This is a genomic window from Leifsonia sp. ALI-44-B (assembly GCF_001984125.1).
In the GTDB taxonomy this organism is placed as follows: Bacteria; Actinomycetota; Actinomycetes; order Actinomycetales; family Microbacteriaceae; genus Okibacterium.
Genome location: NZ_MTQL01000006.1, coordinates 1,155,134 through 1,179,262 on the forward strand (window position 1 = coordinate 1,155,134; position 24,129 = coordinate 1,179,262).

23 protein-coding genes are annotated in these 24,129 nt (G+C 67.6%); 7 read left to right on the forward strand and 16 right to left on the reverse strand.

Features of this window, described 5'->3' with window-relative positions; all coding sequences use genetic code 11:
• Positions 1 to 213 precede the first annotated feature (213 nt).
• Together ALI44B_RS06365 and ALI44B_RS06370 are read left to right on the forward strand one after the other, a co-directional pair.
• A complete protein-coding gene (locus ALI44B_RS06365; RefSeq protein WP_077053778.1) occupies positions 214 to 1,017 on the forward strand; it encodes a hypothetical protein in 804 nt (267 codons plus the stop codon).
• Between the two features lie 62 nt (positions 1,018 to 1,079).
• Positions 1,080 to 1,496 (forward strand): hypothetical protein, encoded by a 417-nt coding sequence (locus ALI44B_RS06370; protein ID WP_077053779.1) that lies wholly within the window; start codon positions 1,080 to 1,082, stop codon positions 1,494 to 1,496.
• Between the two features lie 119 nt (positions 1,497 to 1,615).
• On the opposite strand, the gene ALI44B_RS06375 is transcribed toward ALI44B_RS06370, so the two are convergent.
• Positions 1,616 to 2,833 (reverse strand): NADP-dependent isocitrate dehydrogenase, encoded by a 1,218-nt coding sequence (locus tag ALI44B_RS06375; protein ID WP_077053780.1) that lies wholly within the window; start codon positions 2,831 to 2,833, stop codon positions 1,616 to 1,618.
• A 176-nt stretch (positions 2,834 to 3,009) separates the two neighbouring features.
• On the opposite strand from ALI44B_RS06375, the gene ALI44B_RS06380 reads away from it, so the two are divergent.
• The 3 genes from ALI44B_RS06380 to ALI44B_RS16120 all read left to right on the forward strand — a co-directional run bounded on the left by ALI44B_RS06380 (position 3,010) and on the right by ALI44B_RS16120 (position 4,552).
• Positions 3,010 to 3,462, forward strand: a complete 453-nt coding sequence (locus tag ALI44B_RS06380; RefSeq protein ID WP_077053781.1) for a GNAT family N-acetyltransferase — start codon at positions 3,010 to 3,012, stop codon at positions 3,460 to 3,462.
• 100 nt (positions 3,463 to 3,562) lie between these two features.
• Entirely contained in the window at positions 3,563 to 3,898 is a 336-nt protein-coding gene (locus ALI44B_RS06385; RefSeq protein WP_077053782.1) for an MGMT family protein, read from the forward strand.
• 99 nt (positions 3,899 to 3,997) lie between these two features.
• Positions 3,998 to 4,552 (forward strand): hypothetical protein, encoded by a 555-nt coding sequence (locus ALI44B_RS16120; RefSeq protein WP_077053783.1) that lies wholly within the window; start codon positions 3,998 to 4,000, stop codon positions 4,550 to 4,552.
• 148 nt (positions 4,553 to 4,700) lie between these two features.
• On the opposite strand, the gene ALI44B_RS06395 is transcribed toward ALI44B_RS16120, so the two are convergent.
• The 9 genes from ALI44B_RS06395 to ALI44B_RS06430 all read right to left on the reverse strand — a co-directional run bounded on the left by ALI44B_RS06395 (position 4,701) and on the right by ALI44B_RS06430 (position 16,127).
• Positions 4,701 to 6,515, reverse strand: coding sequence for an ABC transporter ATP-binding protein (locus tag ALI44B_RS06395; protein ID WP_077053784.1), 1,815 nt, complete (start codon positions 6,513 to 6,515; stop codon positions 4,701 to 4,703).
• Complete coding sequence (locus ALI44B_RS06400; protein WP_083709608.1) at positions 6,512 to 8,509, reverse strand: ABC transporter ATP-binding protein; 1,998 nt, start codon at positions 8,507 to 8,509, stop codon at positions 6,512 to 6,514. The genes ALI44B_RS06395 and ALI44B_RS06400 overlap by 4 nt, the downstream gene beginning before the upstream one ends.
• 241 nt (positions 8,510 to 8,750) lie before the next feature.
• A complete protein-coding gene (locus ALI44B_RS16125) occupies positions 8,751 to 8,888 on the reverse strand; it encodes a hypothetical protein (RefSeq protein WP_179100215.1) in 138 nt (45 codons plus the stop codon).
• Between the two features lie 174 nt (positions 8,889 to 9,062).
• On the reverse strand, positions 9,063 to 10,274 hold the full coding sequence (gene ddaH / locus ALI44B_RS16505; RefSeq protein ID WP_077053785.1) for a dimethylargininase: 1,212 nt from the start codon (positions 10,272 to 10,274) through the stop codon (positions 9,063 to 9,065).
• A 107-nt stretch (positions 10,275 to 10,381) separates the two neighbouring features.
• Positions 10,382 to 12,043 (reverse strand): bifunctional phosphoribosylaminoimidazolecarboxamide formyltransferase/IMP cyclohydrolase, encoded by a 1,662-nt coding sequence (purH, locus tag ALI44B_RS06410; RefSeq protein ID WP_077053786.1) that lies wholly within the window; start codon positions 12,041 to 12,043, stop codon positions 10,382 to 10,384.
• Positions 12,044 to 12,097: 54 nt separating this feature from the next.
• Positions 12,098 to 12,682, reverse strand: coding sequence for a phosphoribosylglycinamide formyltransferase (gene purN, locus ALI44B_RS06415; RefSeq protein ID WP_077053787.1), 585 nt, complete (start codon positions 12,680 to 12,682; stop codon positions 12,098 to 12,100).
• A 9-nt stretch (positions 12,683 to 12,691) separates the two neighbouring features.
• On the reverse strand, positions 12,692 to 14,050 hold the full coding sequence (locus tag ALI44B_RS06420; RefSeq protein ID WP_077053788.1) for a cell division protein PerM: 1,359 nt from the start codon (positions 14,048 to 14,050) through the stop codon (positions 12,692 to 12,694).
• A gap of 18 nt (positions 14,051 to 14,068) precedes the next feature.
• The gene (locus ALI44B_RS06425) at positions 14,069 to 15,349 is read right to left on the reverse strand and encodes a hypothetical protein (protein ID WP_143459014.1); all 1,281 of its coding nucleotides are present in this window, start codon (positions 15,347 to 15,349) and stop codon (positions 14,069 to 14,071) included.
• Positions 15,350 to 15,500: 151 nt separating this feature from the next.
• Positions 15,501 to 16,127, reverse strand: coding sequence for a TetR/AcrR family transcriptional regulator (locus tag ALI44B_RS06430; RefSeq protein ID WP_077053790.1), 627 nt, complete (start codon positions 16,125 to 16,127; stop codon positions 15,501 to 15,503).
• Positions 16,128 to 16,241: 114 nt separating this feature from the next.
• On the opposite strand from ALI44B_RS06430, the gene ALI44B_RS06435 reads away from it, so the two are divergent.
• Positions 16,242 to 17,765, forward strand: a complete 1,524-nt coding sequence (locus tag ALI44B_RS06435) for an MFS transporter (protein ID WP_077053791.1) — start codon at positions 16,242 to 16,244, stop codon at positions 17,763 to 17,765.
• A gap of 72 nt (positions 17,766 to 17,837) precedes the next feature.
• Here the strand turns inward: ALI44B_RS06435 and ALI44B_RS16510 are convergent, their stop codons facing one another.
• The 4 genes from ALI44B_RS16510 to sucC all read right to left on the reverse strand — a co-directional run bounded on the left by ALI44B_RS16510 (position 17,838) and on the right by sucC (position 20,680).
• On the reverse strand, positions 17,838 to 17,963 hold the full coding sequence (locus ALI44B_RS16510; protein ID WP_286140736.1) for a hypothetical protein: 126 nt from the start codon (positions 17,961 to 17,963) through the stop codon (positions 17,838 to 17,840).
• Complete coding sequence (locus tag ALI44B_RS06440; RefSeq protein WP_083709609.1) at positions 17,960 to 18,457, reverse strand: nucleotidyltransferase domain-containing protein; 498 nt, start codon at positions 18,455 to 18,457, stop codon at positions 17,960 to 17,962. The genes ALI44B_RS16510 and ALI44B_RS06440 overlap by 4 nt, the downstream gene beginning before the upstream one ends.
• A 141-nt stretch (positions 18,458 to 18,598) precedes the next feature.
• A complete protein-coding gene (sucD, locus tag ALI44B_RS06445; RefSeq protein WP_077053792.1) occupies positions 18,599 to 19,489 on the reverse strand; it encodes a succinate--CoA ligase subunit alpha in 891 nt (296 codons plus the stop codon).
• Between the two features lie 27 nt (positions 19,490 to 19,516).
• A complete protein-coding gene (sucC, locus tag ALI44B_RS06450) occupies positions 19,517 to 20,680 on the reverse strand; it encodes an ADP-forming succinate--CoA ligase subunit beta (RefSeq protein ID WP_077053793.1) in 1,164 nt (387 codons plus the stop codon).
• A 160-nt stretch (positions 20,681 to 20,840) separates the two neighbouring features.
• Here sucC and ALI44B_RS06455 point away from each other — a divergent pair, with 160 nt between their 5' ends.
• Positions 20,841 to 21,701, forward strand: a complete 861-nt coding sequence (locus tag ALI44B_RS06455) for an oxygenase MpaB family protein (RefSeq protein ID WP_238592098.1) — start codon at positions 20,841 to 20,843, stop codon at positions 21,699 to 21,701.
• On the opposite strand, the gene ALI44B_RS06460 is transcribed toward ALI44B_RS06455, so the two are convergent.
• A complete protein-coding gene (locus tag ALI44B_RS06460) occupies positions 21,679 to 23,259 on the reverse strand; it encodes a transporter (protein WP_077053795.1) in 1,581 nt (526 codons plus the stop codon). The two genes, ALI44B_RS06455 and ALI44B_RS06460, sit on opposite strands and share 23 nt — an antisense overlap.
• The gene (locus ALI44B_RS06465) at positions 23,241 to 24,047 is read right to left on the reverse strand and encodes an ABC transporter ATP-binding protein (protein WP_077053796.1); all 807 of its coding nucleotides are present in this window, start codon (positions 24,045 to 24,047) and stop codon (positions 23,241 to 23,243) included. The genes ALI44B_RS06460 and ALI44B_RS06465 overlap by 19 nt, the downstream gene beginning before the upstream one ends.
• Between the last annotated feature and the right edge of the window lie 82 nt (positions 24,048 to 24,129).

Consider the following 24,129-nt stretch of genomic DNA (forward strand, 5'->3'; position numbering starts at 1 on the left):
GCGCTACTCAGGCGCTCGCTTGCCCTGCACGGATACACACTGTCACTACTCAAATCTCACGCTGCGCTACTCAAATAACCCGATCAGAGCCAATATATGCGTGTCGCCTGCCTACCATTATGAGGCACGGCATCCCCACTCATTTCGACCGGTCGAACAACCGCACACAAATCCGAGCGGGCGCTGCCATTCAGAAAAAAGAAAGGCACAACGATGATTCGAGTCGAACGTCTGCGCTCCGACGGATCTCACGAGCGCGGCGACCTGGTCGCCACGGATTGCGGCATGGTCTACATCTTCCCCGCCGAGGTGCCGCTGTCCGCTCGACGAACGGGGCGCGGTTGGTACCAGCACCGGGTGGGTTACATCGTCTATGAATGCGACCTCAGCTGGACGGTGCGCAACATCGGCAACCGCATCCTGCACGACCTGATCGAAGACCGCTTGGATGCCCTCGCCACCATCGCGGCCTCCGAGGGGTTCCGCATCACGGCTCTCGGCCGCCCGGATCGCCTCGTCGACATGAAGCTGCCCGTCACCCTCACGATTCGAGAGCGATCGCGCCGGTACGCCACCCTCTCCACCACCTCGGGCAAGGTCTTCCTCTTCCCCGAACGCGTCGCCCCCAAACACCGCCGGGTGGGATCAGGGTGCGGCGAGGTGTTCCTCGGTTGTGTGCGACGCACGGCGCGCGGCTGGGACATCGAACTCGAGTCCGGAGAAAGCGGCGAGATCCTGCGCGATTCACGGGTCGACGCGGTGCACGAGCTCGTGAGCCTGCACACGACCCTGATGGAGCAGACATCCGCGCCGGCCACCGCGCTCACCCGCCCCGCCGAAGCCGAGACCGAAACCGTGTTCGTCAGCCTCGGCGATCCAGATGCCTCGGATGCTTCGAGCCGCGCCCATGCGCTCGAGACGGCCATCCGCGAGCACGATGCCTCACGCTTCACCGCGCCACGCGCCTACCGCCCCGCCCCCGCATCCACGCGCCCTCTGCAGAGCCTCTATGCCTGACGAAGGCCGGTAACCGCCCCCTGATAAGGTCAACTCGTCCACAACACAGAATCGAGGGGCCCGTGTTTCGAGCACGCACCAAGACCATTTCCATCATCGGATCGTTCGCCGTCGCCGGCCTTCTCCTCACCGGTTGTGCCGGCGGACAGAGCAAGGCCGATGCGTGCAACGAGCTCAACAAGAGCGTCGAGTCGCTGCAGGACGAACTGACGTCGAGCGTCAGCAACCTGTCGTCCGACCCCTCGGCCGCCTCCGATGCCATCGACAAGCTCGCCAAGTCGTTCTCCGAGAGCACCGGCAAGGTCACGAACGACGAGGTCAAGCCGTCCGCCGACAAGGCGAACAAGGCCATCACGTCGATGGCCGACGAGTTCGGCAAGTACGCCGACGACCCGACCGCGGCCGACCCGACGGCCCTGTCCGAGAGCGCCACCGACGTGCAGACCACGTTCTCCGATCTGGCGACGCTCTGCAACTAGTTCGTCCAGTGCGCGTCCAGCAATCACGCGCCGAGTAACTACGCGTCGAGTGACCACGCGTCCAGCAACACGGAAGGGCCCCGATCCGAGGATCGGGGCCCTTCTCGTATCACGAGCGACTATTCGCCGATGCGCGCCTTCAGGTTGTCGGCCAGAGTCGCGAGGAACTCTTCGGTCGTCTGGTAGGCCTGGTCGGGGCTGACCAGCAGCGCGAGGTCTTTCGTCATCTTGCCCGACTCGACGGTCTTGATGACGACGTCTTCGAGGGTCGACGCGAAGTCGATGAGCTCCTGGTTGCCGTCGAGCTTGCCGCGGTGCTGCAGGCCGCGCGTCCACGCGTAGATCGACGCGATCGGGTTGGTCGACGTGGGCTTGCCCTGCTGGTGCTGACGGTAGTGGCGCGTGACCGTGCCGTGAGCGGCCTCGGCCTCGACGACCTTGCCGTCGGGCGTGGCGAGCACGCTCGTCATGAGGCCCAGCGAGCCGAAGCCCTGCGCCACGGTGTCGGACTGCACGTCGCCGTCGTAGTTCTTGGTCGCCCAGACGTAGCCGCCCTCCCACTTCATGGCCGAAGCGACCATGTCGTCGATGAGGCGGTGCTCGTAGGTGAGGCCCGCGGCGTCGAACTGCTCCTTGAACTCGGCCTCGAAGATCTCCTGGAAGATGTCCTTGAACCGGCCGTCGTAGGCCTTGAGGATGGTGTTCTTCGTCGACAGGTACACCGGGTAGTTACGGCTGAGGCCGTAGTTGAGCGAGGCGCGCGCGAAGTCGCGGATCGACGCGTCAAGGTTGTACATGCCCATGGCGACGCCCGACGAGGGGGCTTCGAAGACCTCGAACTGCTGCGGCTCGGAGCCGTCCTTCGGGGTGAACGTCATGGTGAGGGTGCCGGGGCCGTCGAACAGGAAATCGGTGGCACGGTACTGGTCGCCGAACGCGTGGCGGCCGACGATGATGGGCTTGTTCCAGCCGGGCACGAGACGCGGGATGTTCGAGATGATGATGGGCTCGCGGAAGATCACGCCGCCCAGGATGTTGCGGATGGTGCCGTTCGGCGAACGCCACATCTTCTTCAGGCCGAACTCTTCGACACGCGCCTCGTCGGGCGTGATCGTGGCGCACTTGACGCCGACACCGTGCTTCTGGATGGCGTGCGCAGCATCAACAGTGATCTGGTCGTCCGTCTCATCGCGCTTCTCGATACCGAGGTCGTAGTATTCGAGGTTGATGTCGAGGTAGGGGTGAATGAGGGTGTCTTTGATGGCCTGCCAGATGATCCGCGTCATCTCGTCGCCGTCGAGCTCGACGACTGTGCCTTCAACCTTGATCTTTGACAATGCATACTCCTTGGCTTTTGGCCGGGAAAATGGCCACGGCCAGCTTACCGTCTCGCCGAGAAGTATCTCGACGTCGAGAGAGTTTGGCGCGAGCTACGACCCGACGCCTCATCCCTGAGGATGAACGTTGGGCGTCACACTACCGGCGGGCCAGCATGGGCCGGTAGCCTAGGACTATGTCTGAATTGCGACTGGAAGAGCTGTCCGCGTCGACCATCGTGGCGGTCAATGCCCTCACGCTCAAGCCCGGGCAGGAGCAGTTCGTGGCTCCCGTGTCCTACGCGGTTGCGGCCGCCGTGCTCGACCCGGCCACCAGCTGGCAGCGCGTCGTGCTCGACGGCGACGAGGTCGTCGGTTTCGTCCAGGGCAACTTCGACGAGCACGCCCACCAAGACGAGTTCCGCAGCATCCTGTGGCGCATCAACGTCGACGCCGACGACCAGGGGCGCGGCATCGGCACCTTCGCGGTCGAGGCCCTTCTCGACGAGGCGAAGCAACGCGGTTTCGACCACGTCAACGTGATCTACGAGCCCGGCGAAGACGGCCCAGAGGCCTTCTTCCTGCGCGTCGGCTTCGAGCCGACGGGCGAGACGCAGTACGGCGAAGTCGTTGGCAGCCGCGCGCTCTGATCCTTCAGCCGCAGCCGCCAGGTCCCTAGCCGCTGACGCCAGATCGTCAGCCGTAGGCGCCGAGACGATCTCATCGCGACGCCGTTCCATCAACGAGGCCATGCCCGATACAGCCAGCCACTCCGACCCCGAGGCTTTCGTCGAGGCCGTGCTCAGCGTGGTCGACGACATCCCGGCCGGCCGCGTCATGAGTTACGGCCAGGTCGCCGCCACCCTCGGCTCGCGTTCGGCGCGCGGCGTCGGCCGCATCATGGCCGTCCACGGTTCGGATGTCGCATGGTGGCGTGTCGTGCAGGCGTCGGGTTTTCCGCCCGCCGGCCACGAAGTCCGCGCGCGCGAACACTATGCGGCCGAGGGCACTCCCCTCGTCGACAGCGCGCGCGACCCCGGGTTCCGCGTGGCACGCTGGGCCTTCGTGGGCCACGAAGATCGATAGCCAGGTCATCCTGAAGTCCGAGCGGTCGGGTACGCGCGGCGGATGGCAGGGCAGGGCCCCCGCGATTGACTGGTTCTACCGTCGACCGAGGAAAGTCCCATGCCCCACAGCAGCCGCAGCATTTCACGAACACGCCACCCCTCCCGCATCCGCGCCGCGCGCTCGCGCCGCATCGGCCGCCTCACCGCGACAACCGCGGCCGCCGGCATCGCACTCGTCGCCCTGACGGGCTGCGGAACCCTCGATGCCTTCGCCACCCTCGGCAACCCCGTCGGCCGCGGCCTCTATGAGACCGCCGCGACGTTCGAGAAGACCGAGACCGCAAAGACCCTCTCCTCCGACTGGCTGCCCGACGACGCCTCGCGTGTGCGCCTCACCTACCGCCACGACGGCTCGGCAGCGCTCCTCATGTTTACGACGGCCCAGAGCCTCGACCAACTCTGCAAGCCAGCCAACACCGTTCCCGTGCCCGCCCTCGAAGACTCGTGGTGGCCGCAGACACTGCCCGAAACCGCATACCTGTGCGGCGACCGTTGGACGGCCTTCGCCGACGGCGGCACGGTCTACGCCTTCACGGGCACCGACACGTCGGCGGGAGCATCCCTGAAGTCGGGCGGCGGCGAGGCGCAGACCACCCGCTCCCCCGGCTACTGATTCCTCCGACTGCCCACACCCGGTCCGGCGGACTGTCGACACCGCACAGGACATGCGTCGGCTCTCTCGCCCCAGCCTCCAACACAGAAGCGGTTCGCCAACCCGAAGGTCGGCGAACCGCTTCTGTCGTTTCGAGACGACCCTGGTGCTAGACCAACGAGTCGCGCCAGGCCGCGTGCAGCTGCGAGAACCGGCCGGTGCCGGCGATCAGATCGCCGGGCGTGCCGTCCTCGACGATGCGCCCGTGCTCCATGACGAGCACGCGATCGGCGATCGCGACCGTCGACAGGCGGTGCGCGATGATGACGGCCGTGCGATCGGCCAGCAGCGTCTGCAGCGCCTCCTGCACGAGCCGCTCCGACGGGATGTCGAGCGACGCCGTGGCCTCGTCCAAGATGAGCACCTGAGGGTCGGCCAGGAACGCACGCGCGAACGAGATCAGCTGACGCTGCCCAGCCGAGACGCGCCCGCCGCGCTTGTTCACATCGGTGTCATACCCGTTCGGGAGCGAGCGGATGAACTCGTCGGCACCGACCGCCCGGGCCGCGCGCTCGATCTCCTCGCGCGAGGCATCCGGTTTGCCGATGGCGATGTTGTCGGCCACCGAACCCGAGAAGAGGTACGCCTCCTGGGTGACCATGACGATCGCTCGTCGCAGGTCTTTGGGGTGCAGCATCCTCAGGTCGACGTCGTCGAGCGTCACGCGCCCGGCCGACGGGTCGTAGAAGCGCGAGATGAGCTTGGCGAGCGTCGACTTGCCGGCACCCGTCGAACCCACGAGCGCGATCGTCTGGCCGGCCGGCAGGTCGAGCGTGAAGTCGGGCAACACGACCGCGTCCTCGTTGTAGGCGAAGCGCACATCCTCGAACCGCACGTGCCCGCGCGCCGACCACAGGTCGACGGGCTTCTCGGGGTCGGGCACGGTGGGCTTTTCCTCGAGCACACCCGAGATCTTCTCGAGTGCGGCCGAGGCCGACTGATAGGAGTTGTAGAACATGGCCATGTCTTCCATGGGGTCGAAGAACCGTCGCGCATAGAGCACGGCCGCGAGCAGCGCACCGATCGCGAGCTGACCGTCGACCACCCGGAAACCGCCGACGAGCAACACGGCCGCGACCGTCACGTTGCCGATCAGGATGAGACCCGGGTCGAACACGCCGAACAGCTGGATGACGCGCGCGTTCACATCGCGGTAGTTCTCGACGAGCCCGCCGAACTCCTTCTCGTTGCGACGCTCCTTGCGGAACGCCTTCACGGCACGGATGCCCGTCATGGTCTCGACGAACTGCACGATGAGCTTGGCCGAGGCCACGCGCGACTGCCGGAACAGCTTCTGCGAGCGCACCTGGAACCAGCGCGTGAGGATGAACAGCGGCACGAGCGCACCGAGCAGCACGAGGCCGCTGGTCCAGTCGAGCAGGAACAGCGCGATACCCGTGAACAGGCTGTAGAGGATGCCCGAGACGAGCTGGTTGATGCCCGAGTCGAGCAGCTCGCGGATGGAGTCGAGATCGCTCGTCTGGCGCGAGATGATGCGACCCGACGTGTAGCTCTCGTGGAACTCCAGGCTCAGCTTCTGCGTCTGCAGGAACACGCGTTTGCGCAGGTCGATCAAGATCGCCTGGCTGACGCGCGCCGCGAGCACCGTGTACCACGCCATGAGCAGCGCGCCGATGACACCCGTGACGAGGTAGGCGGCAACGGTCAGGATGGCGGGCATCCAGTCCTGGTCGAGCACGGCGGGCAGCGCGCGGTCGATGCCGAAGGCGATCAGCGCGGGGCCGGCCACCTGGGCGGCGGTCGAGATCGCGACCACCACCATCGTGAGGGCCACTTGAGCTTTCAGCGGCGACAGCAGCGAGCCGAGCAGGCGCGTCGACCGTCGCCGGATGGACTTCGATTCGGCGCGCGTGAAATCGTCACGCTCTTCGCCGGTCACACCCGAGACAGATGTCTGGCTCATCGGTTGACCTCCATTCCGGTGTTGCTTCTGTCGTCGCGGTCGCGATCGGGGTGCGTGTCGTCGAGCCCCTGCCGCACCGCCTCGGTGATCTGGATGTCGCGCTCGGCGTCACCCTCGGTGCGCGTGTCGTCGGCGTCCGCGTTCGACTCTGCCGCCCCCACACGTCGGCGCTCGGCCGCCTCGCGCTTCTCTTCGTCCTCGAGGCTCGAGATGACGAAGCGGTAGTGCTCGTTGGTGGCCAGCAGCTCGGAGTGCGTTCCGACGGCCACGATGCGTCCCTCCTGCATGAGCGCCACGCGGTCGGCGAGCGTCACGGTCGAGGGGCGGTGGGCCACGATGAGCGCGGTCGTGGACGAGAGGACGCGGCGCAGGGCCGCCTCGACGAGCGCCTCGGTGTCGACATCCAACGCCGAGAGCGGGTCGTCGAGCACGAGGATCGACGGCGCCGCCGCCACCGCTCGGGCCAGGGCGAGGCGCTGACGCTGGCCGCCCGAGAGGCTGAGCCCCTCCTCACCAACGGTCGTGTCGACGCCGTCGGGCAGGTTGTGCACGAACGCCGCCTGCGCGATGTCGAGCGCCTCGGCCAGCACGCGGTCGGCCTCGGGCGAACGCGGGTCGAGGTCGGCGCGGCCGAGCAGCACGTTCTCGCGCACGGTCGCCGAGAACAGGGTGGCGTCCTCGAAGGCCATGGCGATGTGGGTGCGCAACTCCTCGCGCGTCAGATCGCGCACGTCGACGCCATCCACGCGGACCGCTCCCCCGGTGACGTCGTAGAGACGCGTCGTGAGGGCCGTGAGCGTCGACTTGCCGCAGCCCGTCAACCCCACGAGCGCCATGGTCTCACCGGGCGTGATGGTGAGATCGACGCCGTCGATGAGGTCGCCGAAACGCTCGGGCGAATCCTGGTAGCGGAAGTGCACGTTGTCGAAACGCAGCTCGCCGCGCGGCTCGGCCACGGTGAGGGGATGCTCGGGGTCGGTGATTGCGTTGGGAGCATCCATGACCTCGAAGAACCGGTCGGTGGCGGTGCGCGTGTCGAACGTCATCGACAGCAGGAAGCCGATCGACTCGATCGGGAAGCGCAGCACCGTGGCCGTGGCGAAGAACGCGAACAGCTGTCCGACGGTGATCTGATCGGTGGACGCCAACCAGATGCCGCCCAGCAGACACAGCGCGAACGCGACATCCGGAAGCAGCAGCAGCCACAGCCAGATGCCCGCGATGGCCTTGGCCTTGGCGATCTCGGTGCCCCGCAGGTCTTCGGCCTGAGCCTCGAAGTTCTTCAGCGCATAACGCCCGCGACCGAAAGCCTTGAGCACGCGGATGCCGTGCACGCTCTCCTCGACGGCCGTGGCCAGGTCGCCCGCCTGATCCTGGCTGCGGCGCGCGATCTCGGAGTACTTCTTCTCAAAGACGAACCCGTAGATCCAGATGGGAACGGCCATGACCAGGAAGATGAGGCCCAGCAGCCAGTTCCAGTAGAACAGCACGGCGGCGCCGATGAGGATCGTGACGGTGTTGACCACGAGCAGCACGATGCCGAACGACAACCAGCGGCGGATGAGGCCGAGGTCACTCACGGCACGCGACAGCAGCTGCCCGGACTGCCAGCGGTCGTGGAACGAAACCGGCAGGTCTTGCAGCTTGGCGTAGAGCGCGTTGCGCATCTTGGCCTCGACATGCGTGCCGGGTGTGAGCACGAACCAGCGCCGCAGCGCGATCATGATGGCCTCGACCACGCCGAGCGCCAGCACGAGCAGCACGGCGGGCCAGATCTGGGCCGAATCACCCGTCGACAGCGGGCCGTCGACGAGGCGCTCCAGGATGAGCGGGATGCCGAGGGCCACGACTCCGGCGATGAGAGCGGCCACCATTCCCAGCACGATGCGGGGCACGGCGGACTTCACGTAGGGGTACATGCGCCAGAGCGCCTGCGCCGTGTTCAGGTCGGACTTGTGGGAGGGCGGACGTTGTTCGTTCGCGTTTCGAGACATTCGTTGTCAACTCTTCTATGCGTGGTGCGGGTGCCGCTGTCGGGCGGCGAGGCGTGTCGGCGCGGTGGGCGAGACGGATGCTGTCGCCCCGTGAGTCTGTAACTCCGGGGTCGGGCGCAATAGTTCTCGAGCGGCGACGGATGTGGATGGGTGAGCGCTCGGGGCGCTGATGGCGACGCCGAACGAACCGAACCCCGACGATGCGGTGGCCGGCGGCCGGACGGGCAGCGAACCGAGTGGTTTAGTCGGCGGTCACCGGGTTGTGGGCGGACGCGCGGTCGGTCGCGGGCTTCCGGCGCGGCTCAACAGCCACGAGGAACGCCGAGACCGCATTGCGCGCGGCGCTGAAGCCGGCTCCGTGAATGCGTGTAATCGTCATGACGCTCCTCCTGGTTTCGTATTCGTCGTCAGCGTGCGCGGTATTTTCGAGGCCCTCGCGAAGAGGGGACGAAATAACCGCGGACAGCCCTACAGAATATGAGTAAAGAGAAGCCCGGGGCAAGCAATCCGGCACAATCGGCCGGAAAAGGTGTGTGAACGGTCGGTGAACGGGTCAGCGCACCCGCACGGACAGGCACGTGACGCAGCCCTCGCGCTTCTCGAATTCGCTGATGTCGACGCGCACGACCGTGAAGCCGAGGTCTTCGATGAGCGCGGCCGTCTGCGGCGCGGCGGCCGACAGTAGCACGGTGTCGTCACTGAGGACCACGACGGCCGATCCCTCGGGCTCGGGCACGGCGCGGAAACGGTCGAAGAGGCGCACATCGTCGACGAGCGGCTCGTAGCCGATGACGGTGCCGTCGGGCAGAGCCGTAACGGCCGTCTTCAGGTGCAGCACCTTGGTGACGGGAACGGCGACGACGACGTAACCCAGCGGGGCGAGCAGGGCGCGCAGCTGGCGCACACCCTCGGCGTTGGTGCGATCAGAGCGGCCGACATACACGGTCTCGCCCGCCGTGAGGATGTCGCCACCCTCGAGTGTTCCCGGCGCCTCGATGCGCTGCACCCGCAGGCCGAAGTCGCGCAGGTTGGCCTCGATACCCTCGACCTCGGGGGCGCGCGACTCGAGGGCCGGGCGCGTGATGACCGCCAGGTCGCCGAACAGCGCGACGACGTCCTCGACGAACACCGAATCCGGCAGGCCGTCGGCGAACGGCAGCTCGGAGGTGGTCCAGCCGTTGGCCTCGAACGCCTTGACGTAGGCATCCCACTGCTCGTCGACCTTGTCGCTGTCGACCGGCACGCGTTCGAGGTGGGTGACCACGCCGTCGTCGTACGTGGATGCCGGCATGCGCACGATCGCGATGCGCCGGTCGTTCGCCCGCGCCGACGCCCCGCGCCGCAGCACGGCGTTGTAGACGAGGCGCCCGAGCGTGGCCGCGAAAACGATGTAGAGCAGGATGAAGATGGTGTTGACCCCCAGCAGGGTGCCGAACAGGTAGGCAACGACGCTGCCGTCGAGCACCTGGCCGCCCTGCAGGATGGGGATCAAGAGGCCGATGATGCCCGCGATGATGCCGGCCACGAGCCCAGCCGGAACGGCCGTGAACCAGACCCGCAGCCCGCCCACGAGCGCCAGCGCGAAGATGATCACGAAGCCGATGAGGCTCGCGATCGAGAAGTAGCTGTTGGCCGAGCCGATGATGGCCGACGTGAACTGGTTCGAGAAGAAGAACGCGAACACCGTGGCGACGTGCACCCCGACAGCAACCGTGAGAGCGGCCAACAGAGATGCGACGAGCCGGCGGCCCCAGGTAACAGACATGACTCACACCCTAGGGGTGATGTCTATGACGAAACTGTGGACCGCCGGCTCGGCGGACAGGTCGGGCGTGGCGCGGCCTCGATCGTGCAGCAGCGCCACGCTCCGACTCAGTGGAAGAAGTGGCGCTCCCCCGTGAAGTACATGGTGATGCCCGCGGCCTGAGCGGCCTGGATGACCTCTTCGTCGCGCACCGAACCGCCGGGCTGCACGACGGCCTTCACACCGGCATCCAGCAGAACCTGCAGGCCGTCGGCGAAGGGGAAGAAGGCGTCGGATGCCGCCACCGAACCGGCCGCACGGTCACCCGCTCGCGTCACCGCCAGCTGGCACGAGTCGACGCGGTTGACCTGGCCCATGCCCACGCCGACGGACGCGCCGTTGTGCGCCAACAGGATTCCGTTGGACTTGACCGCCCGGCAGGCCTTCCACGCGAACACGAGGTCGACGATCGTTTCTTCGTCGGCGGGTTCGCCCGTGGCGAGGGTCCAGGATGCGGCCGTGACGGCGGGGTCGACGGCGGCGAAGCGGTCGGTGTCCTGCACGAGCAGGCCGCCCGAGATCTGGCGCACTTCGGTGTCTTCGCGCTGGAAGCCCTCTGGCAGCTGCAGCAGGCGCAGGTTCTTCTTGGTCTTCAGCACGTCGAGCGCGGCGTCTTCGAAGCCCGGGGCGACGAGCACCTCTGTGAAGATCTCTTTGACCGTCTCGGCCATCTTCAACGTGACGATGCGGTTGGCTGCGATCACGCCGCCGAAAGCCGACACGGGATCGCATTCGTGCGCGCGCTGGTGGGCCGAGGCGATGGCGTCGGGGGCCTTGGGCTTCGCGACCGCGATGCCGCACGGGTTGGCGTGTTTGATGATGGCGACGGCCGGGTAGATGAAGTCGTAGGCGGCGCGCACGGCGGCGTCGGCGTCGACGAAGTTGTTGTAGCTCATCTCCTTGCCGTGCAGCTGCGTGGCCTGGGCGATGCCGTGTCCGTCGGGGCGCGCGTAGAGCGCGGCCTTCTGGTGCGAGTTCTCGCCGTAACGCAGCGTCTGCTGCAGGTCGCCGCCGAGCGTGACGGTCGCGGGGAAGGCGTCGGCGGATGCGGGGGCTGCGGCATCCGGCCCTGCATCGTTTGAAGCGCCGTCGTTCGAAGCGCCATTGTTGTCGACGAACCACGCGGCAACGGCCGTGTCGTAGGAGGCCGTGTGCTGGAAGGCCTCACGGGCGAGCGCGCGACGTTGGGCGAGCGAGGTGCCCCCGGCCGCGACGGCCTCGATGACGCCCGGGTAGGCGTCGGGCGACACGACGATCGCGACGTTGGCGTGGTTCTTGGCCGAGGCACGCACCATGGCGGGGCCGCCGATGTCGATCTGTTCGATGACGTCGTCGCCCTGGGCACCCGAGGCGACGGTCTCGACGAACGGGTACAGGTTGACGACCACGAGCTGGAACGGGGAGATGCCGAGCTCGGCCAGTTGCTCTTCGTGTGATTCGAGGCGCAGGTCGGCGAGGAGGCCGGAGTGCACGGCCGGGTGCAGCGTCTTGACGCGGCCGTCGAGCGACTCGGGGAAACCCGTGACCTGGGCGACATCGGTGACGGGGAAACCGGCGTCGCGGATGGTCTGGGCCGTGCTGCCGGTCGACACGATCTCGACGCCGGCACCCGCGAGGGCCTCGGCGAGCGTCAGCAGGTCGCGTTTGTCGCTGACCGAGAGGAGGGCACGGGTGATGGGGACGATGTCGCGTTCGCGGTACAGGCTCTTGTCGTGGCTCGGGCCGGACATGGGATCTGATCTCCTCGGTTGGGGTGTGCCGGCCGCAGGTCGCGGCCCGTGGGGTTAGAGGGCGGCGAGGTCGACGTCGCCGGTGGCGATGCTGCGCACCGTGTCGACGAGCAGTCGGCGCTCGACCGGTTTGATGCGCTCGTGCAGCGCGTGTTCGGTGTCGCCCGGCAGGACGGGGACGCGCTCCTGCACGATGATGGGGCCGTCGTCGACACCGTTCGCGACGACGATGATGCTCGCACCCGTCTGCTCCACGCCGGCCGCGAGCGCATCGCGCACGCCGTGGGCGCCGGGGAACTCGGGCAGGTAGGCGGGGTGCGTGTTGATGAGGTGCGGCGCGAGGGCGTCGACGACCCCGGCGGGCAGCAGGCGCATGAGGCCCGAGAGCACGACGAGGTCTGGCTGCCACACGCGGATCTGCTCGAGCAGCGCCTCGCCCCATTCGGCGCGCGAGTCGAACGACGAATACGGCACCGTGAAGGTGGGGATGCCGAAAGCCTCGGCGTGGGCCAGACCGTCGGCCTCGCGATCGGCACCGACCGCGATCACGCGAGCGGGGAACGCGTCATCGCTCGACGCCTCGAGGAGGGCGCGAAGATTGGAACCGGTGCCGGAGATGAGCACAACCACGGAGAGCACCCGAACAGCCTACCGTTTTGAGCGAGAACCCGATTCCCGCTCGGTCAGGCGCGAGCGACCGGATGTGGTGGATGCCGAAGCGGCGTCATGGTGATCGTCGGAGTGCCCGCTCGCCAGCATGCCGATGAGCGCCGCGATCGTCACCTCGACGAAGACGAAGAGCGCCACCCAGAGCGGGTTCGGGCCGACCTCGGCCAGGCGTCCCGGCCCGATCGCTCCGCCCGACAGCGACGCGAGCACGGCGAAGATGAGCGCGGAGATGAGCCCGATAGCGACGGCGCCCGCGGCAAGGGTGCGGTTGGCGTGGGCGGGAGTGGCGGCATCCGTCAGTCGTTCGCGCACGAGCATGGCGGCGAAGAAGCCGGCGAGCAAGGGCACAAGGATGCCGACGAAGCCGAACAGGAGGTCGGCGGTGGGCACGGCGCCGAGGATCGGGAAGGCGGGCAGCGGGCCGACGACCGTGTTGACGGGTGAGACGCTCGTGCCGGCGCCCAGCGCGAAACCGGGGCCCACGAGCCACGAGGCCACCCAGATGACGAGGTTGGGCATGAACGCCAGCTGGCCGAGGGTGACGGCGATGCCGCCCGTCACGCCCAGCTGCGTGCTCTCGTAAAGCGTGGTGATGGTGCCGAAGTTGGCGAAGATCGTGAGCGCGAGCAGCACGCTGGCCACGGCGAGGATGGCGGCGACCACGGCTGTGGCGCCCGTGAAGCCGGCGCGCAGGATGGCCAGTTGGGTGTCGCTGAAGCGGTCGGCTATGCGTTCGCCGAGGCCGGACGACGACCCGCGGGCGGCAGCGCCCGAACGTGTCCCGGACGCTTTGGCAGAAACGGCCGAGCCAGACGCGCTCGAGGGGGCAGACGCGACCCGGTGGCGGATGACTCCGATCGCGAGCCCCACGGCGATGACGAGCGGCGGCAACACGATGCCCTGCAGGATCGACGGCCGCAACTGATCGGACAACGCCGAGAACGTGAGGAGCGCCGATAACACGAGCGCCGCCACGAGCGAACCCGCGACGCCCGACTGCCAGTAACGGGTCTCGGCCGCCCGACGGCCGATGCGCACGGCTGCGAGAACCGAGAAGAGCGCGAAGGCGAGGGGCGCGATGGTCACGAAGAAGGGTTGCGCGGCTTGTGCCACGCCGACCTGGGCGATGGTCGCGGCATCCGCGGTCGCCCGGATGTCGACGCCGTTACCCGCCAACCAGATGTCCACGGCGGCCCGCCAGAAAACAAGCCAGTCGGTCGCGAAACCGTCCTGTATCGCCCACAGGAGCGACAGGGGTACGAGCGGGATCGCCACGCCGATGGCGATGGCGATGAGGGTCTCGAGGGCGGCGAGAGTGGCAGTCTGTGAGCGGTTCATCCGACTTGGAGCCTACCCTCAGCCCGCTTCCTCGACAGGCTGCCCGGCCGGGGTGTTGTGGGCCGGGCGCTGAAGCACTTCGAGCACGAACAGCAGCACGAGGGCCCCGATCGCGATCCAGGCCATGTCCGCCACATCGATCGGTCGAACCAGGAGAACGATCGCAGCCGCAACCAAGAGGACGACCCAGCGGAGCAGACCGATGACACGGGCCAGACGTGCTCCGAAGGCGCCCGTGGTCACGCCGTGCGCCTCGCCGAAACCGCGCACCGCGGATGCCGCGTCCCGTGCGCCCGCACGCAACACCCGAGGTGCCCGGCCGGGGCCGCCGAGCCACACGGCCACCGCGCTCGCCACACCGATCACCACGACACTACTCACGAGCGCGAACAGGCCCGCCGTCGCGTGGTCGAAGACCACCTCGAGCGCGTCCCCCGGGAAGCCGTCGGCGCGGGCCGCGCGGCGCAGGAGCGGCCTCGAGATCGCGAGCGCAACGCCGAGCGCCATGCCCGTGGCCGCGACGGCGATGGCCGCGGCGATGGCGGCACGACGCTTGTTGCGTGCCAGGAGGACCCCTCCGGCGGCAGCCACCAGCGCGATCGCGGGCAGCCACGGCCCCACCGCGACGACGAGCGTATAGAGCGTCTGCACACCGGCCGCCTGCGACGTGTCGGCGATCACGATGGTGCGGTCGATGGAGGGAATCCGTTCGGCCAGCGTAAAACCGTCGGCAACCAGGGCCGCCTTCACCCGGTCCACGATCGGCCCGAGCTGCACGCCGATGTCACCCCGCGGGTCGGCTCCGATCTCGACGACCGCATCCGGGTCACCCTCGAGACTCAGGGTCAGTTGACGGTGGGTCCGCGTGAGGGCTTCGTTCCACACGGTCGAAAACGCGTCCGAGCGGACGACCTTCTCCACCACACGGTCGATGGCCGAGGTCACACCGGCCGCAGCCGGGTCGCGCAGCAGGTCGAGGGCGGCAGCGGCCTTCGGCGGCACACCCAGACTCTCGATCCCGTCGAAGAGGTCGTCGGTGAGGGCCTCGACGTCGAGCGCCTCGCTGATGGCCGCCTCGGTTTCACGGATCACGGCATCTTGCACCGCCGGTTCGTCCACGAGGGGACCGAAGGTTTCGACGAAAGACTGCGTGTCCGTGAGTTCTGTGACCGCCCAGCTCGCGGCGATACTCACGGGCGCGAGCACGGCGGCCACGACGATGAGCATGGCTGAGAGGAGCTGAGAGAAAAGCCGCGCGACTCGACCCGTCTTCGGCGTGTCGGATTTCCCGGTCGTCACGCGTTCACGTTGCCGAAGCCTCGCGTTCTCGGCCTCGAGACGGGCAATCCGCACGCTTTGGGCGCTTTCCGACTCCGTCATCATGCTGCCCTTCTCGATCGGGCACGCGGTCTCCTACCGGGCGCTGAGCACACGGTAGCGCTTCGATGACTCAGCCCGCTGGCGTCCGTTCGAAAGAATCAACGCGGATGCCCACGGCCGGCAGCAGCACGCCGTCGATGATGGAGAGGAGGAACGGGCGGTCGACGGGTTTTTGCAACACGAGCACGCGATACGCGGTCATGGCGGGGGTGATGAGGGCGAGCGTCTCGAGGTCGCAGTCGCTCGCGATCTCGCCACGCTCGATGGCCCGCCGCAGGAGCGTCTTGTTGGCCTCGGCGCGCGGGCGGATGATGGCCTGCTCAATCGCCTGCGCGAGCTCGGGCGACTTCGAAAGCATCGACGAGAGCCCCGCCATGATCTGCAGCTTCTTCTCGGCCTCTTCGATCGTGCGCGGTTTGATGAGACCCACGAGGTCGCCGCGCAGCGTGCCGGTATCGGGCAGGTGCTCGAGGTCGGCGCGTTTCATGCACGCGACGGCGTCGATCACGAGTTCGTTCTTCGAAGCCCAGCGGCGGTAGAGCGTGGCCTTGCCGGCCTTGGCGCGGGCGGCCACCATCTCCACGGTCATGCCGTCGTAGCCGCATTCGGCGAGCACCTCGAGTGCCGCGTCGAGGATTTCGGGGTCGCGCGAGTGATCGCGCTTGCGCCCCAGTTTGGGGGATTCGACCTGCGTCATTGCGGCGGCCTCCTCGTGTTTTCGGGCCTCGACGGGTTCATCCCATGTTAGCGAAGGGTTAAATATAGAACTGATCGTATCCGAAACTGGCCGGTTCCGTATATAGTTCTCGACATGCCACAGACTTCCTCCGCTTCACCCGTTATCGCGGCAACCGCTGCCGCCGCGTCATCCCGCCGGTGGTGGACGTTGACCGCCGTCGCCATCGCGCAGCTCATGGTCGTTCTCGACGCCACCGTCGTCAACATCGCACTGCCCGCCGCGCAGGCCGACCTCGGCTTCTCCAACGGCGACCGCCAATGGGTCATCACCGCCTACTCCCTCGCCTTCGGCAGCCTCCTGCTGCTGGGCGGCCGCCTCTCCGACCTCATCGGTCGCAAGCGCGCCTTCATCATCGGCCTCATCGGCTTCGCCCTCGCCTCCGCGCTGGGTGGTGCCGCCGACAGCTTCGGCCTGCTGGTCGCCGCCCGGGCCCTGCAGGGTGCCTTCGGCGCACTGCTCGCCCCGACGGCCCTCGCCGTGCTCACCACGACGTTCACGATCCCCAAGGAACGCGCCCGCGCATTCGGCGTCTTCGGCGCCATCGCCGGTGCGGGTGGCGCGGTCGGCCTGCTGCTCGGCGGCTTCCTCACCGAGAAGCTCGACTGGCGCTGGAACCTCTACATCAACGTCTTCATCGCCATCATCGCCATCATCGGCGCCGTCATCTTCGTCTCCTCGCCGAAGCGCGAAGGCGCGCGGCCGAAGCTCGACGTTCCGGGAACCATCCTCGTATCTGGTGCCCTCTTCACGCTCGTCTACGGCTTCTCGAATGCCGAGACCGACGGCTGGGACTCCCCGGCCACGTGGGGCATGCTCGCCGCGAGCGTCGTGCTGCTCGTCGCCTTCGTGTTCTGGCAGCGTCGCGCCGCGCATCCGCTCTTGCCGCTGTCGATCGTGCTCGATCGCAACCGCGGGGCCGCCTACGCGTCGGTGCTCATCGCCGGCGCGGGCATGTTCGGAATCTTCCTGTTCGTCACCTACTACCTGCAGGCGTCGCTCGGCTACTCCCCCATCCAGACCGGCCTATCGTTCCTGCCCATGATCGGCATGCTCGTTCTCGCCGCGCAGCTCTCGACCAATATCTTCGTGCCGCGCTTCGGCCCCAAGGTCATGGTCCCGTTCGGCATGCTCCTCGGCATGACGGGGATGCTGCTCCTCACGCGCCTCACCCTCGACAGCAGCTATGCGGCCGATGTGCTGCCCGCGCTCATGGTGCTCGGTTTCGCGATGGGTTCGATCATGCCGGCGTCCATGCAGACCGCGACCCTCGGAGTCGACCGCCAGTTCGCCGGCGTCGCCTCGGCCATGGTGAACACGAGCCAGCAGGTCGGCGGGTCGATCGGCACGGCGCTCCTCAACACGCTCGCGGCAACCGCGGCCACCGACTTCGTGGCCTCGAACCTGCCCGCCTCGCCCGAGGTGCTCGCCGATGCGGCCGTGCACAGCTACTCGACGGCCTACTTCTGGGGCGCGGGCTTCTTCCTCGTCGGAGCGATCCTGTCGGCCCTGCTGTTCCGCCGTCGCGGCCACGGCGTCTCGCTGCACAACCCCGAGGGCACCGCTCCGGCGGCCGCCGAGCCGGTCGTCGCGCACTAGCCCGTCCGCGCACGTAGAACGCCGGGTGTCGGCCGCGGATCTTCCACGACGATGCCCGGCGTTCTGTTTGCGCTAGAGACGCAGGGCTGCGGCATCCAGAACCACCTGGTCGTGAGCTTCTGTGAGCAGCAGGTGCTCGTGGAGCACTTGCAGATGCGTGAGCGCATCGTCGAGGTGATCAGCGTCGGTCCTCTTCACAGCACGACCGCCGACGCGAGAAGAGCCTCGAGCGCCTCGGCCTTCACTTGGTGCTCGGGAACGATATCGACCGGCACACAGAGCAGGTCGCTTAGATCGTCTCCCAGGCGCGCGATCGCTAACATGCCAGTTCCGGCGCGCATGTCGACGAGAAGATCGAGGTCACTGCCCTCGGTGTCTTCACCGCGCGCAACGGAACCGAAGACCCGCAGCCTGCTGGCACCGTGCTCGCGCGCAATGCGAACGATGTCGTCGCGATACTCGAGGACATGTCGTCCGATCGGGCCCTGGCCCAGCGACGTGCGGCGCACTGTTCCGAGCATCTGGGACACCGCGGGCTGACTCACACCGAGAATGGATGCGATCTCGCGCTGCGATAGTCCCCACGTCGAGGCGCGCAACACGGCGAACCTCAGGTCGGCGGATGCATCGGCCCGACGCTTGGCCGCCGACGCCAGCTCGACTCGAAGCCCCTCTTCAATGGCTTTCTTCATACTCACCTCCTATAAGGCACCTTATCGCGCCTCGCACGCTCTAACCAGGGGCGGGACGCCGACCGACCTTCCTTTGCAAACGCAGAAGGCCCGCACCGGCGAACCGGGCGGGCCTTCTGTCGTGCGTGCGCTGAGCGCGGGTTAGAGTGACGCGATGATGTCGCGCATGAGGTTGGCGGTCTCGGACGGCGTCTTGCCGACCTTGACACCCGCAGCCTCGAGGGCTTCCTTCTTAGCCTGAGCCGTTCCAGCCGAGCCCGACACGATGGCGCCGGCGTGGCCCATGGTCTTGCCCTCGGGAGCCGTGAAGCCCGCGACGTAGCCCACGACGGGCTTCGTGACGTTGGCCTTGATGAAGTCGGCGGCGCGCTCTTCGGCGTCGCCACCGATCTCGCCGATCATGACGATGGCCTTGGTCTCGGGGTCGGCCTCGAACGCGGCGAGCGCGTCGATGTGCGTCGTGCCGATGATGGGGTCGCCGCCGATGCCGATGGCCGTAGAGAAACCGATCTCGCGCAGCTCGTACATCATTTGGTAGGTCAGCGTGCCCGACTTCGAGACGAGCCCGATGGGGCCCTTGCCCGTGATGTTCGCGGGCGTGATGCCCACGAGCGACTCACCGGGCGTGATGATGCCGGGGCAGTTCGGGCCGATGATGCGCGTCTTCGAGCCCTTCTCCTTGGCGTAGGCCCAGAACTCGGCCGAGTCACCGATGGGAACACCCTCGGTGATGATGACGAGCAACGGGATCTCGGCGTCGATGGCCTCGATGACCGCATCCTTGGTGAAGGCGGGCGGCACGAAAGCGATCGACACGTCGGCGCCGGTCTTCTCGATGGCCTCGGCTACGGTGCCGAACACGGGCAGCTCGACGCCACCCTCGTGCGTGACGGTGGTGCCGGCCTTGCGGGCATTGACGCCACCGACGACCTGGGTGCCGGCCTTCAGCATGAGGGCCGTGTGCTTGGTGCCCTCGCCGCCGGTGATGCCCTGGACGATGACCTTCGAATCCTTGTTGAGGAAGATTGACATGCTTTTTTCCTTAGTCCTTTCCGCGCTTTAGCGGGAAGCCAGTTCGGCGGCCTTGTCGGCGCCCTCGTCCATGGTGGCGGCGAGGGTGATGAGGGGGTGGTTCGCGGCCTGCAGGATGGCGCGGCCCTCCTCGACCTTGTTGCCGTCGAGTCGCACGACGAGCGGCTTGGTGGCGGTGTCGCCCAGGATGCCGAGGGCGTCGACGATTCCGTTGGCCACGGCGTCGCACGCCGTGATGCCGCCGAAGACGTTGACGAAGACGCTCTTGACCTGCGAGTCACCGAGGATGACGTCGAGGCCGGCGGCCATGACGGCTGCCGAGGCTCCGCCGCCGATGTCGAGGAAGTTGGCGGGCTTGACGCCCCCGTGGGCTTCGCCGGCGTAGGCGACGACGTCGAGCGTGGACATGACGAGTCCGGCACCGTTTCCGATGATTCCGACCTCACCGTCGAGCTTGACGTAGTTGAGGTCGTTCTCCTTGGCCTTCAGCTCGAGCGGGTCTTCTGCCGCCGTGTCTTCGAGGGCCGCGTGGTCGGCGTGACGGAACGAGGCGTTCTCGTCGAGCGAGACCTTGCCGTCGAGCGCGATGATGTCGCCCTCTTCGGTGAGTACGAGCGGGTTGACCTCGACGAGCGTCGCGTCTTCACCGGTGTAGACGGCGTAGAGCTTGACGAAGACGTCGGCCACCTTGTCGACAAGTTCGGCCGGGAAGTTCGCGGCTTCGGCGATCTCGCGGGCCTTGGCGATGTCGATTCCGGCGATCGGGTCGACCTCGATGCGCGCGAGCGCCTCGGGCTTCTCGACGGCGAGCACCTCGATCTCCATGCCGCCCTCGACGCTCGTGAGCGACAGGTAGGAGCGGTTTGCGCGGTCGAGCAGCACCGAGAAGTAGAACTCCTGGGCGATGCGGGCGCCGCCGGCCACCATGACGCGCTTGACGACGTGGCCCTTGATGTCGAGTCCGAGGATGGCCTTCGCCGCTTCCTCTGCCTCGTCGGGCGTCTTCGCCACCTTGACGCCGCCGGCCTTGCCGCGGCCTCCGGTCTTCACCTGGGCCTTGACGACGACGACACCGCCCAGCTTCTCGGCGGCGGCGCGCACCTCCTCGGGCGTCTCGGCGACGATACCGGGTAGCACCGGCACCTCGTACTTCTCGAATAGGTCTCGTGCCTGGTACTCGTAAAGATCCACGTTCGGTTCCTAACCCCGCCTCTATCTGTGTGAGTGTATGCGGCGTTCTCCGGCCGAGGTTTGCTCGACGTCGAGAGAAATTGCCTCCCCCGACTCTACTCCCGTGCGGCGGTCGGGTTGTGGCAGGGGCCTCCAAGCTGGCCACGATATGGTGCACGCCATGACCGATTTGGGGGATGTCGCGCGCGAGGGTGTGCTCATCGCGGGCGGTGGCCGCGCCATCCTGTTGCAGATCGCCGACCCCCGCATCGGCGTCGCCGTGGCCGCGCACTCCAACTTCAGCGAACGGCCGCTCGACCGCCTGAACGGCACCCTGTCATTCGTTTACGCGCAGGTGTTCGGCAGCGAGGAGGAGCGGCGCGAGACGGCGCGGCGGGTCAACCACGCGCACGGGCCGGTCCATAGCGATCCGCCGCCGCGTCGTGGCTCTCACGAGGCCGAGACGCCCGGTCGCGACGAGTCGCCGACGTCTTCGCACACCGCCGGCGGCCCCCACACGGTCGCCTACAACGCCTTCGATGCGGATGCGCAGCTGTGGGTCGCCGCCACGCTCTACGACACCGCCATCCAAATGTTCGAGCGCATCTTCGAGCCGCTCTCGCCCGCCGACGCCGAGCGCGTCTATCAGGGCTATGCCGTTCTCGGCACGGCCCTGCAGGTTCCCGAGGGCGCGTGGCCGACCGATCGCGCGGCTTTCCAGGTCTATTGGGCCGAGCGGATGTCCGAGCTCACCGTCACGCCCGAGGCCCGACGTGTCGCCGCTGACCTGCTGCACCCGCGCCGGGGGCCGATCTGGTTGAAGGCCGGCATGCCCCTCGCACGCCTCGTCACCGTCGGGCTGCTCGACGATCGCCTGCGCGAGGCGTTCGGCTTCCGTTGGTCGAGGGGCCGCCAGCGACGGTTCGACGCGGCGATGCGGATGACCCGGGCGATCTGGCCACGCCTGCCCCGGGTCATCCGCACCGCCCCGCGCGATCTCTATCTGCGTCGGCTGCGGGTCAGCCGTTCCTCAGCAGCTTGAGCTTGACCAGCAGGTCGGGGCCCGTGCGGTCGAGCGTGCGGCCGCCGACACGGATGCCGACGAACATGAGCACGAGTCCGAGAATCACGCCCACCGCGAGCGTCGCGTAACCGAAGACGATGTCCCCCGTGACGAACGCGATAATCGTGAGGACGATCTCGGGCAGCGTGAAGAGCAGCAGCATCCCCATCACGGCGAAGGAGATGCCCGCCTGCCCGATGCTGCCGCCCGCGTTCGACTTGAAGGGCGAGTCGCCCGCGGCGGGAACGGTGATGACGAACCGCGCGGACGACACGCTGACGACCGCCATCCCGGAAAACAGCAGTCCGAGGCTGAGGCCGAGGATGGCGGGCAGGAACGGCCATTCCTTGGAGATGACCACCGACCCGACGGCGCCGAGCACCGTGGCGGGGAGCCCGAACGACAGCAGTGCGGCCACCCGACCCCAGCGGTCGTCGACGCCGCGCACGCCGTTGGCCAGGTGGGTGGCGAAGGCCGTGCCGTCATAGGAGATGTCGGCGAAGATGACGAGGGCCAACGAGAACGCGATGAACGGGCCCGTCAGGTAGAGCAGGATGTAGTTCTCGTTGAACGACGACACCAGCCAGAACACGGCGAAGAGGATCGGCACCGAGATCAGCTGGCGCAGGTAGCGCGGGTCACGCACCCAATAGGTGAGTGACCGAGCCATGACGGCCCCGCGCGGGGTGGCCGGCAGAACGCCGAACAGACCGATCTTGCCCGCGCCGCGCAGCTTGTTGGCCTGCTGCGGCGGGTTGACCAGTGCGCTGGCGAAGGCGCGGTACCAGATCACGATGACGATGGCGAGGAACGCCAGGGCGATCACGAACTTGGCGAGCGCGGGCAGCCAGTCGCCCACGGCGATATCGGCGGGGACGGCCCAGGGGGCTCCGAGCGGCGTCCAGCCGAGCACGCGGGCGACGCGCGGGAACGTGTCGGAGTCGAGGCTCGACAGGCCGCCCGTGACGCCGATGATGATGGGGCCGGCGAGAATGAGCGGGATGAGCACGATCGTGCCCGAAACCTCGCGGAAGCGGCGCTTCGACGCGAGTCCCGACCCGAGCGCGGCGACGGCGCGCGACAGCAGCACGCAGGTCACGGCGCCGACGAGGCCGCACACTGCCGCTGCGATAGCCGCCGCGGGGTAGCGGATCCAGCTGATCGTGATGGCCAGCGCCGCAACAGTGGTGACGAGGCCGGGCACGCCCAGAATGCCCGAGAGGCCGAGCCCGAGGAGGAGTTTGGGCAGCGGGATCGGGAACTGCACGAGCCGCGCCGGTTCGAGGGTCTGCTCGATACCCGAGAAGACGAGCGGGATGATGACCCACCCGAGCACGAGGACCGACCCGGCGATGATGAGCACCTGCGTGGTGACCTCGAGGGGCGCGAAGCTCAGCGCGACGAGGCCCGCGACGATGCCGAAGAGCAGCCCGAGCCCGTAGAGCGCGCCGATGACGACGGCGACGATCTGCCAAGGGCTGCGTGACAGCGTGTTCTTGAGGACGAGGAAACGCAGTCTTACGAGAGTCGCAACCATTCCGGGCCCTCCGCGTGGTGTCGGCCGCCGACGAGTTCGACGAACTTGTCTTCAAGCGTGGATTCGCCGCGCACCTCGTCGACGGTTCCCGCCACGAGCACGCGCCCGGCGGCGACGACGGCCACGTGGTCGCACATGCGCTGCACGAGGTCCATCGAGTGGCTCGACACGATCACGGTGCCGCCGTTCTGCACATACCCCTTGAGGATGTCGCGGATGTTGGCGGCCGAGACCGGGTCGACCGATTCGAACGGCTCGTCGAGCACGAGGACGCGCGGCGCATGCACGAGGGCGGATGCGAGGGCGATCTTCTTCGTCATACCGGCCGAGTAGTCGACCACGAGTGTTCCGCCGGCCTTGTCGAGGTCGAGCAACGCGAGCAAATCATGGGTGCGCTGGGCTACGGTGTCGCGGTCGAGACCGGAGAGCAGCCCGTTGTAGGTGACGAGCTGCTCGCCCGTCAGGCGGTCGAAGAGTTTGACGCCGTCGGCGAGGATGCCGAGCAGACGCTTCGCCTCGATGGGGTGCTGCCACATGTCGATGCCGTGCACGAACGCCTGCCCGTAGTCGGGTCGCAGCAGGCCCGTGGCCATGCTGAGGGTCGTGGTCTTGCCGGCGCCGTTGGGGCCGACGAGGCCATAGAACGACCCGGTGGGCACGGTCAGGCTGATGCCGTTGACGGCGATCTTCTCGCCGAATTTTTTGGCGAGCCCGGTGACCTGCAGGGCAGGAGTGTTCGGATCGACCGAATGGTCGGGAGCGGGTGGACGTTGGCTGGCGTTCGACATGGGAACCCCTCGGATCGTCGGCGGATGGTCGGCGAGGGGTCACGGCGCTCTGACACGCCACCCCCGGTCGCCACCGAGCCTA

Excerpts from the sequence above, each read along its gene's own strand:
- ALI44B_RS06365 (WP_077053778.1), top strand. The coding sequence starts at position 214 with ATGATTCGAGTCGAACGTCTGCGCTCCGACGGATCTCACGAGCGCGGC.
- ALI44B_RS06380 (WP_077053781.1), top strand. The coding sequence starts at position 3,010 with ATGTCTGAATTGCGACTGGAAGAGCTGTCCGCGTCGACCATCGTGGCG.
- ALI44B_RS06385 (WP_077053782.1), top strand. The coding sequence starts at position 3,563 with ATGCCCGATACAGCCAGCCACTCCGACCCCGAGGCTTTCGTCGAGGCC.
- ALI44B_RS16120 (WP_077053783.1), top strand. The coding sequence starts at position 3,998 with ATGCCCCACAGCAGCCGCAGCATTTCACGAACACGCCACCCCTCCCGC.
- ALI44B_RS06395 (WP_077053784.1), bottom strand. The coding sequence starts at position 6,515 with ATGAGCCAGACATCTGTCTCGGGTGTGACCGGCGAAGAGCGTGACGAT.
- ALI44B_RS06400 (WP_083709608.1), bottom strand. The coding sequence starts at position 8,509 with ATGTCTCGAAACGCGAACGAACAACGTCCGCCCTCCCACAAGTCCGAC.
- ALI44B_RS16125 (WP_179100215.1), bottom strand. The coding sequence starts at position 8,888 with ATGACGATTACACGCATTCACGGAGCCGGCTTCAGCGCCGCGCGCAAT.
- ddaH (WP_077053785.1), bottom strand. The coding sequence starts at position 10,274 with ATGTCTGTTACCTGGGGCCGCCGGCTCGTCGCATCTCTGTTGGCCGCT.
- purH (WP_077053786.1), bottom strand. The coding sequence starts at position 12,043 with ATGTCCGGCCCGAGCCACGACAAGAGCCTGTACCGCGAACGCGACATC.
- ALI44B_RS06420 (WP_077053788.1), bottom strand. The coding sequence starts at position 14,050 with ATGAACCGCTCACAGACTGCCACTCTCGCCGCCCTCGAGACCCTCATC.
- ALI44B_RS06430 (WP_077053790.1), bottom strand. The coding sequence starts at position 16,127 with ATGACGCAGGTCGAATCCCCCAAACTGGGGCGCAAGCGCGATCACTCG.
- ALI44B_RS06435 (WP_077053791.1), top strand. The coding sequence starts at position 16,242 with ATGCCACAGACTTCCTCCGCTTCACCCGTTATCGCGGCAACCGCTGCC.
- ALI44B_RS06440 (WP_083709609.1), bottom strand. The coding sequence starts at position 18,457 with ATGAAGAAAGCCATTGAAGAGGGGCTTCGAGTCGAGCTGGCGTCGGCG.
- sucD (WP_077053792.1), bottom strand. The coding sequence starts at position 19,489 with ATGTCAATCTTCCTCAACAAGGATTCGAAGGTCATCGTCCAGGGCATC.
- ALI44B_RS06455 (WP_238592098.1), top strand. The coding sequence starts at position 20,841 with ATGACCGATTTGGGGGATGTCGCGCGCGAGGGTGTGCTCATCGCGGGC.
- ALI44B_RS06460 (WP_077053795.1), bottom strand. The coding sequence starts at position 23,259 with ATGGTTGCGACTCTCGTAAGACTGCGTTTCCTCGTCCTCAAGAACACG.
- ALI44B_RS06465 (WP_077053796.1), bottom strand. The coding sequence starts at position 24,047 with ATGTCGAACGCCAGCCAACGTCCACCCGCTCCCGACCATTCGGTCGAT.